General features: G+C 55.8%; 10 protein-coding genes. All 10 read right to left on the reverse strand.

The features are described 5' to 3' along the window. Positions 1-322: 322 nt before the first annotated feature. Genes CK222_RS10095 through rfbB form a run of 10 tightly spaced genes read right to left on the reverse strand, consistent with a single transcriptional unit; the run spans position 323 to position 13,172 of the window. On the reverse strand, positions 323-1,228 hold the full coding sequence (locus tag CK222_RS10095; protein ID WP_141247053.1) for a glycosyltransferase family A protein: 906 nt from the start codon (positions 1,226-1,228) through the stop codon (positions 323-325). After that, positions 1,225-2,523: a CmcI family methyltransferase gene (locus CK222_RS10100; RefSeq protein ID WP_095800253.1), complete on the reverse strand. Its 1,299-nt coding sequence runs from the start codon at positions 2,521-2,523 to the stop codon at positions 1,225-1,227. Before CK222_RS10100 ends, CK222_RS10095 begins: the two co-directional genes overlap by 4 nt. Continuing rightward, positions 2,523-3,359 (reverse strand): TylF/MycF/NovP-related O-methyltransferase, encoded by an 837-nt coding sequence (locus tag CK222_RS10105; RefSeq protein ID WP_095800254.1) that lies wholly within the window; start codon positions 3,357-3,359, stop codon positions 2,523-2,525. The genes CK222_RS10100 and CK222_RS10105 overlap by 1 nt, the downstream gene beginning before the upstream one ends. Beyond that, positions 3,356-4,711, reverse strand: coding sequence for an ABC transporter ATP-binding protein (locus CK222_RS10110; protein WP_095800255.1), 1,356 nt, complete (start codon positions 4,709-4,711; stop codon positions 3,356-3,358). Before CK222_RS10110 ends, CK222_RS10105 begins: the two co-directional genes overlap by 4 nt. After that, positions 4,701-5,486, reverse strand: a complete 786-nt coding sequence (locus CK222_RS10115; RefSeq protein ID WP_095800256.1) for an ABC transporter permease — start codon at positions 5,484-5,486, stop codon at positions 4,701-4,703. The genes CK222_RS10110 and CK222_RS10115 overlap by 11 nt, the downstream gene beginning before the upstream one ends. Continuing rightward, entirely contained in the window at positions 5,483-6,685 is a 1,203-nt protein-coding gene (locus CK222_RS10120; RefSeq protein ID WP_176477609.1) for a glycosyltransferase 61 family protein, read from the reverse strand. The genes CK222_RS10115 and CK222_RS10120 overlap by 4 nt, the downstream gene beginning before the upstream one ends. Positions 6,686-6,696: 11 nt before the next feature. Beyond that, a complete protein-coding gene (locus CK222_RS10125) occupies positions 6,697-7,539 on the reverse strand; it encodes a class I SAM-dependent methyltransferase (RefSeq protein ID WP_095800258.1) in 843 nt (280 codons plus the stop codon). Positions 7,540-7,549: 10 nt separating this feature from the next. Next, entirely contained in the window at positions 7,550-11,110 is a 3,561-nt protein-coding gene (locus CK222_RS10130; RefSeq protein WP_095800259.1) for a glycoside hydrolase family 99-like domain-containing protein, read from the reverse strand. Next, entirely contained in the window at positions 11,107-12,009 is a 903-nt protein-coding gene (gene rfbD, locus CK222_RS10135) for a dTDP-4-dehydrorhamnose reductase (protein WP_095800260.1), read from the reverse strand. The genes CK222_RS10130 and rfbD overlap by 4 nt, the downstream gene beginning before the upstream one ends. Then, on the reverse strand, positions 12,006-13,172 hold the full coding sequence (gene rfbB, locus CK222_RS10140) for a dTDP-glucose 4,6-dehydratase (protein ID WP_245433003.1): 1,167 nt from the start codon (positions 13,170-13,172) through the stop codon (positions 12,006-12,008). The genes rfbD and rfbB overlap by 4 nt, the downstream gene beginning before the upstream one ends. Positions 13,173-13,179 lie beyond the last annotated feature (7 nt).

Genomic DNA, 13,179 nt, shown 5'->3' on the forward strand with positions numbered 1-13,179 from the left:
GGAGTTGGGGGGAGAGCTAGGGGTTTTTCCTCTCCTACTAGCACAGGAAGAATCAATTCACATGTTGCCTATCGCGCTGCGGCAAAATAGATGTGTCACTAGGTGGCATGCGGTCGGATTCTGGGCGGGACGCTCCACTTTGAAGGCAAACTAGATTGGAGAGTCAGCAATGCAGGACGTCGACTTCAGACAGCCTGTTTCAGGCAAGTCGTATGTCAGGAGCACAATCCGTCAATGACACTTGGGGCCCCATCGACCTTGCCCTTGCTAGACGGCGTGCACCTACTTGAGTTGTTGTTCTGAGATTTTACTCTTCACCGAATCATTCGATGAGGCCAATTCTTACGAACTTTGCGGCCTCCCGACGAATGGGTCCAAGGTAAACGGCCTCAAAGGACGGCTTGACATAACCGCGCTGGAAAATTGACCGATACTCCGCATCAAACGTAGGAAACTGGACCTTCCCTGAAGTTGCGATACCGCCATGGACCTGATGAAATGTCATGTCTGACAATAAACATACGTTCCTAGCATTCTGTCGTTGAACATACCGAGCAAAAATCTCGAGATTGGCCAAGCCACCTCCCGGAGAAGTAAAGCCTGTGTTATAGCCACCAAGGCCGTCGAGGAGATCGCGAGGTATAGAGAACGCGTTGCTTTCCAGGATCGGTCTCCAGAATCCGTTACTGGACGACCCTGCGAACACCGAGATATCGTAGAGCGCGGACGGTTGTGTAGGCCAGCCGCTATCCGCGATAAGTTTGTCCTCTACTTCTTGATTGTATCCTTGGGTAGTCGAAATCATCTGCACGTTCGACCCCAGGTGGCAACCAAGCGTGTAGACAAATGCATCCGCACAGATAGAATGCGCCCTCAACATACTTGCAATTAATTGATCCGAGAAAATACGAGCTCCGTCGATCGCAAAGAGAACATGAGTGCCCTTGGCCAGATGCGTTGCTGCCCAATTGAGCGCGAAGACAGGCGACGGTTGCGGATTGGGCATTCTTACAATCTGCGGCATAGGCCAGAAATCAGGCTCATCGTGCAATCCAAAAGGGTGCGCGGACCCGTTATCAACCACAATAACTTCGTATTCGTCCGGCGAAACATTTTTTTGATAGGGACAACAAGCAGACAGAATCGTACGCGGAGCCTCGCGCGCCATATCGTGAACACAAATGATGACAGAAAGGAATGGTCGGCGCTTTCGTGAAAAAATACTCATATCTTTCGGAGATATCCATTTGGATTGTAGGTCATATTTGGGCCGAACATGTCGCAGTAGGCGACATCTATCTCGAACGACTGCTTCTCTCTTGCAAGAAATTCTGCGATCGCTCTATTAGGACCTCCTTGATAGCGCGCCGACCAACCAAGATCGTCGAGCACCCCATCCTCCATAACAAGATATTCGCCAGTGCGGAGATGCTCTTCGAAAAAATCCAAAACTGAAGTACAGACGGCGTAGCTGTGGGCCGAATCCTCGATAACCAGCCAAGGCCGCGGTAGGTCAAAAAGCCTCTGCTGACGAAACAGAACCTCGAGGTTGGCCGCGTCACCCCGGAGGAAACGAATTCCTTCCGATGCAGATAAGCTTGGCGGATCCAGATCGATCGAAACAATTCCGGTTGGAATATCCATTGCGCAACACATGTCGCGGAGCAGCAGCGCACTACCTCCGTACTTGGAGCCGATCTCAATAATCGAAGCAGGGCGTCGCTCGTTGAGCAGCTGCAAATAGATTGCAATGTCTATAGGGCTCTTTAGACATGGAACATTGCGGTATCGATACTTCATCGTCCCGGCTTGGTAACTGAGGAGATTAGTGCGAGCAAGCCCAGTTTCGTAGTTCCGTTTCGAGCGGCCTTCGTCCAAGCGCACAAGATCAGTTTCCAATGACGCAGTCGAGCGCGGAGCAACAATCCGGGTGATCTCCTCAATGGTTTCCAATTGGTAGTCTTCCCGCAAAATGCCGCCTTCGATGTCGCGATAGGCTTCCATCAACGTAGTGTCGCCCGGCCTCAATCCGGAGACGATGCACAGTCCCTTCATCTCGACATCGTATGTTTGCACGATCAGATCAGGTCGGAATTTCCGCAAGATTGTGACCAACTTATAAACATCGCCGGTCCAAACTTGAGTGTTGCGGACCCGGCTCGTGTGAGCAATGTCCCCCGGCAATACGTCATCTATTACAATGACACCCTGAGCATGACTCGCACGTTCGCAATTGATGAAATCACGCAGCGCGAACTCCGCGTTGTGCATGCCATCGATAAAGGCAAGGTCGATTGGGCCACCCACCAGCGAAGCGACATCGCGCTTGAAGAACTCGTCACTTGTCTCAGCGAACAAACGGGTTGGCGCCTGTAACGGCGTCCTAATTTCATAGTTCGGGTCAACCCCGATCGATGGTGCTTCCGACAATGCAAGGCTATGGCCGAAGCGAGATCCAATTTCGAGATAGTTTCTGGGTCGTAAGATCCTATGTATCAACGATAGGGCGGCAAGATAGTCCATTACGCCGCCTTACGGAACCAAACGCCCGTCCAATCAACCTTGTTCATCTGCGGAAGATCCCATGACTTGCGCGCAAAATAATCTGCAACTGCAAGACGACACTGCTCTAATGCGTAGTCATCTATAAATACGATTCCGCCTGGCGAAACTCTCTCATACAAAGCTTCAAGAGCGTCCATCGTCGATTCATAAAGATCACCGTCTAGGCGCAGCAGCGCAATTTCATGCGTCTGAAGCAGAGGGAGCGTGTCTTTGAACCACCCCTTTACAAACACGACGGACTCGGAATCTAGGTCATACAACCTAAAGTTCTCGCGGACAGTTTCATCGTCCACCGCAAGTTCTGGATAGACCGTCTTACTCAGATCAAGTCCAATATCCTGTGCAAGGCTTGGCGCCGGCAATCCTTCAAAACTATCTGCAACAAATATCCGCCGCTTTTCGTTTGATTTTATTTTTAGGTATCCTGCCATGAAGATGCAACTTCCGCCACGCCACACGCCGCACTCGACCAAATCCCCGGGAATGCCGTCTGTGACTACCTTGTCGAGACATTCGTGGAGCATATCCATACGTGCTCGTCCGATCATCGTATGGGAATACCCTGCATTGTGGATATTTCGGTTGAGGAACCTCCCGTCAGCGCGCCCCGCCGTCATCTCAGCATAAGCGTCATGCCTCTCACGACGGATATCGTGCAGAACCCGGCTGTCAAACACTTCTGATCCGGCAATACAATTGCGCAGATAGATGATGCGTAGCTCGTTATCGAGATACACGCAGTTAAGCAGTGAACGCTTTAAGAGGTCAAGATAGAGGTCGCCATGGTCGGTCATGCAGAAAACTCCTGCCCGCGTTCAACGAAAGTTTCCATGGTGATCGACTGCATCGGAATGCCAACCAGGCCCTTGGCCACGTGCGAGGAAACAACATTGAAGAAAATGGCATCATCGACGCGGTGCTGCTTGGTGTGCACTGCTTGGTTACCCGTAGCCAACGCGACCGTGATCCCGTAGTCTCCAGTCGGCAAGTACGGCATCTGAAACATGAACCGGGCAATGATCGTTTCACCGCCGCGTGTAAGGATGCCATCATGACGATAGGTCAGGAACGTATTGTCCGCAAAGACGACCTGTCCATGGCGGTCACGAACGCTAAACCCCAAGATGGGACTTTCAAGGTCCACGTGTGCCCTTGCTTTGATCTCAAAGACCACATTCTCGCCACCCGAGAGATTGACGGCCGGAGAGCCCGCAGTGTTTTTTAGGCCTGCTGAAACGATCGACCCGGATCGCGCACCAATCCAAGCGGCATCATCATCAAAATCGAAAACCTGGATTTCGTTGGCAAGAGACGACGAACGTAGCAATTCTGAGCGATGGTCCGTAGGTGGTGGACTTTCAGGCGGGCGCTCGCCACGACGGCCGCCGAATTTCAGTTCAGCCGTACTGTCTCCCTCAAGTTCTATCGCGCGACGGTACTCGTCGCAGACCTCCTTCGTAGGCCCTATCATGCGGACCTTTCCGCCGTCGATCCACACGACGCGGGAACATAGGGCCATCACCGAACCTAGATCGTGCGCACACAAAAGTAGGGTGCCGCGAGATTTGAATTCACGAATGAAGCGCATGCATTTCTGCGAAAAGGCCAAGTCCCCGACAGCCAGAACCTCGTCAACAATAAGAATGTCGGTCGGCAGATGAGCAGCGACGGCGAAGGCGAGTCGCGCATACATTCCACTAGAATAAGTCTTCACAGGCTGGTCGATGAAATCGCCGATGCCGGCGAATTCAAGAATCGAATCCATCGTCGCGTCCGCCTCGGATTTCGACATTCCGATGATCGCGGCTCCAAGATAGGCGTTCTCGCGGCCGGTGAATTCTGGATCAAAGCCAGTCCCAAGTTGAAGGGCGAAGAGCTTGCCTTTTTGTTCAAGGATGCCGGACGTCGGATGCAACCCGCCTGCGATCATCTGCAGCAGCGTCGACTTGCCGCTACCGTTGCGCCCGATAATCCCAACCGTTTCTCCACGGAAAACCTCGAACGACACTCCGTGTATGGCGGGATATTCGCGAAACCGCCGAACACGGCCGAAGGTCACCATTTGGATCAACCGATCCTTCGGGCGCGCGTAGATGCGGTAAACCTTGGTTATATCCTGAAGACGAATCACAACGTCAGAGGACATCAGCAAAGCCCTTGCGAGTCTTCTGGAAAAACTGATAGCCGAGAACTGCAACCGTGATCGCCGTCAGCGAGTAATAGCCGAGCGATGTCCAATTCGGTTGCGTGCCGAAGAGAACCACCGTGCGGAAACTCTCGACCGGAATTGCAAGTGGATTAAGCGAAAGCCAGGGTTGTAGCCATGTCGGGAGCGACGCTCGCTGGAAGAATACCGGTGACAGGAACATGGTTGCAGTTACGAGCGGCGCCACGATCTGACTCATGTCTCGAAAGTACACGCCTATCGATGCCAGCAGCCAGGCAATACCGAGCACCAAAATGACCAGCGGCGTGAAAACCACAGGAGCTAAAACCACGGTCAGGGGAATGTTGCCAAACGCAGCATAGGCAAAAACCAGCAGCACGACGAGATTGACGGCAGCGTGAAATAACGCCGCACCGGCCGCAACCACAGGCAGGATCTGGATCGGGAAAACGATCTTCTTGACGTAGCCTGTGTTGGCCACGATCAATCCGGGCGACTGTGAAATCACTTCCGCGAAAAACTGGAAAACAATTAGCCCACAGAACAAGATGACCGCAAACTCGCCGGTCGAATGGGTAGCGTTCGGCTGATCCGGGATCGTCCAACGCGACTTCATCACCATGCCGAAAAAGAAAGTATAAACGGCCAGCATGAATAGCGGGTTGAGAAGCGACCAAAAGAGTCCGAGCACTGATCCGCGATAACGGCCAGCGACCTCGCGGCGAATAAGGGACAGTGCAAGAGAGGTATTCATCTTTCCGAACTGAAGACTGTTGTCTCGATGATTTGGCGAACGTGGTCCAAGAAAGGCTCTATCGGGACGTGAAAAGAGATTCCAATTTCTGGACGGGCACTTCCTCCAACGATCTGCACCACGGTCGGGGGAACGCTTTCGACGAAGAAAGGCGCCCATCCCAAATCAAGATGAACACAGATATTTCGGACCCAAATTCCTCGTCCAAGGCTCGGCTGAATCTCGACCACACGGGTCTCTGGCCGGCAAAAAATCACATTTGCTAGACCCGCTCCGGAGACCCCTATGACGATCTCAGCTTGCGAGAAGAGCTCTCGCTGCTGTTCAACCGAAAGCCGCTCCGGAGTGACCGGCTCAAAATCGAGTTCCGAGAGCCTTTCTGCAACTTCCGACTGGTTGACGAACGCGCGCTTAGCGTCATCGCGTACGATGAAGAGCCGCCTCGACGTGAGACGCGGCAATGGAGCCGTGGCAAGCAACCCAGTTCTCAGATCACCCCATACCGCCCCCCCGTGGTGGAGGAAGTGATTCATCGTGCTAAAGAACAGCGCAGAGCGCAGGAACACGATATCCGAATCGACAGTAGTCAGCGTCAAGTTTCCAAGCTCGCTCGAAATCAAATCGTAGAGGCTGCGTTGCCAACCCGACATCGCGGGAGAAACCACATTCCACCGCCGGGACGATGAGAGTTTGTTCAACAAGAGTAGAGAAGGCAGGGCGTCGAGGATGAAATGTCCATAATTGGACATGGCCCCCCAAGGCATGAATACGACAGCATCGTCTATGGTTTTCACATCGGGGGGTATTTGGAGGAAAGCGTTCGAACCATCAACGCGAACGTTCGGAAGGTTTGTTAGGTCACCGACCACAAAGCGCGCCTCATCGAAACTCGTCTTGCTAATGCGGCCGGACGCATCGATCAACGTGCCCAACTTTGGCAGGTAATAGCAATTTGTGAGACATACAGCGCGAATTTCGCCGACGTAGACTTTCTCCTCTGGTGCACACCACACTGGCACTTTTTCTCCACCAGGTTGAGGTGGAACCTTGGCTATGGTGCCCAATGGCAACATAGCGCCAGAGGACACTACATAAGATCCGGACTCGCCATTCCTTGTGGACAGCAGCGCATCGCTGCTATCCACACGTGGAGCGATGATTGCGTCATCCGCTTCACTTATGGGGCCAAGCTCAAACATCAACCGCAATCTCAAAGGCGTTGTAGAACTACGGCTGCCTGCCAAAAGCGCGATGGATCGTCGATATGAACGCGCAGTGTGAACTCCGGCCCCCATTTGTCTTGCAGGTACTGAATAGGGCAAATAGCATCGCCATAGATTTCAGCACCGCGATGGTCGCCACCGCCGGTCGGAAGATACACCAGTTGGCCTGCATCGAATTCTGCCAGCCGGTTTTTCGCCTCCGCAGAGAACCGTTGTAGACCTGCGTGCCAACCGCTTTCGGGAACCTTGCCTTCAAGCGAGGCGACAAACTCCAAAAAACGACGCGGTTCAACCGTAAGCGCGATAATTGCCCCAGGGCGCGTCACGCGTTTGAATTCTGCCATCCAATGTAGATGCACCCGCTCCGGTAAATGCGTGAAGACAGAATACGCAAGAATTGCGTCGATGCTCACACTTGGCATATCCAGGGCACCCAAAGGCTCGATGGTCGATAGTCTCCCCGGCACACCATTCGATTTGGCCAGCGCAATAACATCAGGATCGATGTCGACCCCAAAAAGGTGGCCCTCAGCGACGTCCCTCCAGGCAAATCGCAGGAAGCGGCCCCACCCCGTGCCGAAGTCCAGGAACGTGCTGTCCCTACCGATCGGCTTTCCGTATTGGTGAGCGGTTTGCTTCATTAGAGTATAAAAACTGTGAGCCTCTCGAAGCGCGTTCTCGTTTGCGGAGCCGACGAATTGCGACTGCAGATCATCCGGCGGAAACGATGGAAAAGTAAGGCCCGAAACTACTGGATTCCGAACACTCGCAACGAGCATCTCAAGCCATTCACGGTCCGAGCATTTTCGAAAATCCTCGATGGTAGTCATCTTGTATCCTTTAGTGAGAATCAGTTTCGCCGACTGAGTAGTCTTCGTGCAAAGCCACAGCGGCGGTCAGTCGCTCGATGGCATGTGCGAGCGTTCCGTCGACCTGCCCAACCTCATCCTCAAAATCGTCAGGACCGAGCGACAGATCTGCGAACGGTCTGAGCGCTTTCGGCCTGAACCAAAACATCGAGCCTGCCGGAAAAACAGTATCGTAACGGCCAACCTGAGCCTGCATTCCCAGTGTGGGCAAAAGCCGGTCCAACCAATTGCGATTGAGGACGTTTCTGTCCAACTCACTCAAATTGAGAAGCGATCCGGCCGGTGCTAGAAGCCCCAATTTGTGGTCATTGTCAAAACGCTGGATTATCTGCTTCACACCTTCTCGCCATCCCAAAAGCTTGCTCAGCGCGCCGCTCCTGAGGGCGTTGCCATCATGCCGATGCAGCGACTTTTTGCTATGCACCTTACAGGCAGTTTCGTAACCCTCGCTTAGGAGGAGCGGCAACAACTGGAGAAACGGTTGAATGTCGCGTCCGCGATTGCGGAAATATGACAGATGTGCATTGGGGAAAGCATCGAGAACGCGCTCTGCAACAGTGCCTGGAGCGTCTCGTCGCAATGAGACGAAAACGTCCACTTCACCAGCATTCAAGATACCTTCGCGCATGTCCTCGAATAGATCGTCGTAGTGCAAGTGCAAAACAATCGCCGACCTCGATCGCTTGCGAAATGCTCTCTGAGACTGTTCAACCAGCTCAACGAGGCGCGGGTCCGGCACGATAAAGTCGCGCATCACGTTGGCCGTGGCGTGCAAATAGCCGTACCCGAATTTTCGATCGGGCTCCAAATGCGCACCTTCGGCCCACTCATTCCAAGCGTTTACAAATACCAACGGCGGCTGGGGGAGATCATGCGCTAAATTGTCAACGGTGATGTCACACGCGTTCCTAAGCCACCTAGCATAGGAAGTCGGATTGGCACCATAGAAACTGTGCCCGCTGCCTGGCTTGCGCGCTTCGTTGTCCCAACTGGGGCTTACGGTTTTGATAAGCTGGTAGGGTGGCCGCTTCCTTTGGCTGTAGGACGCTGCAAGTTCTTCATAATCGTAGATTTGACCACGAAAGTCAGGGTTTACAATCTTCAGCTGGCCATTGAGACCCGACGCCATTCCCATATGAGGCGGAAATTCAATGGCCGCGTCAAAGCCGAGTGGGCGTGGATCCAATATTCCAAACGTTTGTGCTGCGACAAGATAGAGATCGCCGACGCCTGCGGCTCTTGCGCGGTCGCGCCAACGGGCCGCCGTCGCGGCGGTATCAGGAAGCAAGCTGGCGCGATAGACGATCAGAACTGCGCGCCCGTCATGCCGCAAGTAGCGCCTATCCCGCAGCGCCGGAAGGATGTCGTCCAGGAACGCGATATCATCGCTGGGCGAGTGTTGCTGCGCCATGAGTACATCTTGTTCCTGACCGTCCCATCGACGGGTCCAGTTCTCGTTGGCCCAGCACAGGCAGAACTCGACGTCGATATCCGAGTTCTCCAGGAATTGCCGGACTGGCTTCTCAAGCAGCCGTTTGCCGCCGAACCAATAATGATGGAAACAGAACCCCGCTACGCCATAGGACTTCGCCAGATCCGCCTGCTGCCGCATGACGTCAATGACCCGCAGATCATAGAATCCCAACTCCCCGGGCATATGAGGCTGATAATGACCAATGTATTGAGGGACAGCCTTGGCGACGTTGGTCCATTCCGTGAACCCCTTCCCCCACCATTCGTCATTCTCGGGTATTGGGTGGAATTGCGGCAGGTAAAACGCCATTACCTTTAGCGGCGAACGCGCGAAGTCGATGATCTCCTCGGAGCGCGGAACATACGCCAAGTCCGTGCCGGCGGGACGCTTCGCGATCGAGAGAACCTGAGAGATATATTCCGCCTCGGCGTCAGCACTCCGTCCCAGGGCCAACGGCGTTTCCACAGTTGTGACGCGGCTTGCCAAGGAATCGAGCGCGTCTTGACGAGACAAACTGCCAGCCTTTCGCATTGTGTCATACCGAAGAAGGCGCATCTTAACGGTATGCTTGATATTGGTCGGCACCGGCAGCCGAGCAGCCATTCGCCGCCCAAATCCAAGTAGAACACCAGCAGAACCGCGTGGGTTCGCCACTAAATACTTGGCTGCACGAATAGGCCCTGTGATGCGCCAACTTGTACTACTGCGTAACTCTCCAAGAGCGTTTGCGTAGCTCATGGCTTCGGCTTGGCTGCGGGCGAGTGCGACTTCGAGTTGCTGGCATTCATTTTGGACAAGGGAAAGCGTGCGGTTATTGGCTACCCCTGTTTCCAGAGTGTGGCGCATGCTGGCTAGCTCATCCCGCACTTCGGCAACCAGACGCCTTTCCTTCTTTCGCTGCTCGCTCGCAGCGGTGCGCGCTTTCTTCAGCTGATCTTGCAACTTATTTTCGCGCGCCTGAAATTCGATTCCCTGCTCTGCCAGTGCGCGCTTCGAAGCTTCAATCTCGGCAGCGCTTTCCGCAGCGATACGTTGCATGCGGCTTTCAGCGGCCGCTAGAGCGGCATTGAGTGCATGAAGGTCGGGATAGACCGCATTACCGAACGTCGTAGAAACCGCATCGAATGCGCGTCTCACACGATCTAATGTCCTGAATGATTGCTGATTGTATGGGTCACCCTCCAAAGATTGAACAGCGGCATAAGTGTCTTTTATCCAGGCTGCGACTGTCGTGTCAGCGTCAAGTTCATCCTGACTAGCGCTATGATGCTGATTGGCGGATGAGATGAAAGCATCGACATCCGATTTGGCTTCGTCAATGGACCTGGGCCAATCTAGCGAAAGCGTGTCCGCGATCCTCTGCAGGCAAGGGCGCCAGTTCTCGACGATCGCTTCATATGAAATAAGGGCCCTATGTTTGCCGCGACTGGCTTGTTCAGCATCCAATACGTGACGAAGCCACACCAGCGTCCCAAACCCCCGACTTGAACCACCACGCTTTCCGAGCGATGCAGCAACAGCCAAGGGATTCCGGAACACGAATACATAGCGGATATCGATTTGCAGAGACGTTAATATGTCAGCATACATTTCAGCGAAGCGTGCAATTCGCGGTTCTTTGATGATGAATAGAGGCGCCGTGCCGTATTCTTCTCCAATAATCCTGGCAATTTCGCTTCGATAGAACTTTCTGCGCTCTTCTGATAGCTTTCTTACATCGTACGGCCGCCAGTCATCCCAGCTACTGCCAGCTTCGGTGAGCATTTTTTCATTGAGCATATTGAGGCTGGTCGGCTCCCAATAGCCATTGGCATTGTTCTCGTCCGGAGCAATGACCTGTTTGGGAAGCGCCGCGCCCAGCAGGCTGATCGCCCTCGTCAGCGCGCTTGTCCCCGAGCGATGCATGCCGAGCACCATGATGCAGGTGCGCTTTGCTGGCCTGGTGTTCGCTGACTTGGTATTCGCCGGCTTGGCGCCTGCGCGCTTCTTCGGCGCGACTTGATTGGCCGGCTGCGGCCTCGCGCCGTGCAATTGCTCGGGGGACGGGTTTTCGTTCATGCACTCAATGCCTGTTTCGTCTCGCCACCCTCCAGCCGGCGAACCACGCTTTCCACCGCGACCCGCCACTCCGGGGCTCGCCACTCAAACACGTTCGCAAACCTCGCGCTCGACAGCCGCGAATTGGCCGGCCGCCTTGCTTTGGTCGGGTAGTCCACTGTCGCGATGTCGCGCACCGTCGCGTACGGGCCACCAAATGCCCGGCTTGTGTCGAGGATGTGACGGGCAAAGCCACTCCAGTTGGTCTCGCCGCTGCCTGCCAGATGGTAGACACCAAAGGCGGCGAAATTCTTGTCGTTTCGCAGCCTCGCCGCCGCATGCAGGATGGCGTCGGCGATGTCGAGCGCCGAGGTCGGATTGCCCCATTGATCGGCGACGACCGAAATCTCGTCACGGTCGCTAGCCAGCCTCAGCATCGTTTTGACGAAGTTCCTGCCGAACGGGCTGTAGACCCAGGCGGTGCGCAGGATGAGGTGGCGCGGGTTGGCGGTCGCCACGGCCTTTTCGCCGGCGAGCTTGGAGGCGCCATAGACGCCGAGCGGGGCGGTCGCGTCGGTCTCGACATAGGCGCTGTCCTTGGCGCCGTCGAAGACATAGTCGGTCGACAAATGGATGACGGGGACGCCGAGCCCTGCTGCCGCCTCGGCCACCTTGCCGGCGCCGGTGGCGTTGACCGCGAAGGCCAATTCCTTCTCGTCCTCGGCCTGGTCGACATTCGTATAGGCCGCGGCCGAAACCACGATGTCGGGCCTTGCCTCTGCCAGCGCCGCAAACACCGTCTCGGGGCGCGCCAGGTCGAGCGCCGGCCGGCCGACGGGAACGACCTCGACATCCTTGCTGCCCCGCTCTATCAAGCTGGCGGCAACCTGGCCCTCGCGTCCGGTGACGGCAAGCCTCACGCGGCGCCCTCCCTGCTCTCGGCCTGCCCGTTTCCGACCTTCCTGACCGGGCTGTTTTCGATCGCCGCGTCTTCCATCGGGCCGTTCTCGATCGGGCCGTTTTCCATTGGACCCTGGCCCAGCCGCTCGCCATTGTAGCGCTGCTCGCGGATCGGGGCCCACCACCATTTGTTGTCGAGATACCAATCGACCGTCCTCGCCAGGCCGCTGTCGAAATTCTCCCGCGGCGCCCAGCCGAGATCGCGCGCGATCTTGGAGGCGTCGATCGCGTAGCGGCGGTCATGACCGGGGCGGTCGGTGACGAAGGTGATCAGGTCGCGGTAGCTTCTGCCGCCGGCGCGCGGGCGCCTCCGGTCGAGCAGATCGCAGATCGTCTCGACGACGCCGAGATTGGTGCGCTCGGAATTGCCGCCGACATTGTAGCTCTCGCCCGGCCGCCCTTTCGTCGCCACGAGTTCCAGCGCGCGGGCGTGGTCCTCGACGAACAGCCAGTCGCGCACATTGGCGCCGGCGCCGTAAACCGGCAGCGGCTTCTCGTCGAGCGCGTTGAGGATGACCAGCGGGATGAGCTTTTCGGGGAAATGGTAAGGGCCGTAATTGTTCGAGCAGTTGGAAAGCACCACCGGCAGGCCGTAGGTCTCGTGCCAGGCGCGCACCAGATGGTCGGAAGCGGCTTTGGACGCCGAATAGGGCGAGGACGGCGCATAGGCCGTCTCCTCGACGAACATGCCGCCGTCGAAGGGAAGGTCGCCGAACACCTCGTCGGTCGAGACATGATGGAAGCGGAAGCCGGCCTTACGCTCCCCCGACAGCCCGCGCCAGTAGTCGAGCGCGGCGTTTAGGATGCGGTAGGTGCCAACGATGTTGGTCTCGATGAAGGCCCCGGGGCCGTCGATCGAGCGGTCGACATGGCTCTCGGCGGCGAGGTTCATGACGATGTCGATGTCGTCGCGGCGCAGAATCTCAAGCACCGCTCGCTCGTCGCAGATATCGGCCTGCTCGAAACGGTAATTATGCGCATTCTCGATCGGCCTGAGCGAAGCGAGGTTGCCGGCATAGGTCAGTTTGTCGAGATTGGTGACGCGGTGGGCCGGGTTGGCGCACAGATGCCGGCAGACGGCCGAGCCGATGAAGCCGGCGCCACCGGTGACCAGGAAATTCATGCCGCCC

Origin of the sequence: Mesorhizobium sp. WSM3866 (assembly GCF_002294795.1) — a bacterium.
In the GTDB taxonomy this organism is placed as follows: Bacteria; Pseudomonadota; Alphaproteobacteria; order Rhizobiales; family Rhizobiaceae; genus Mesorhizobium.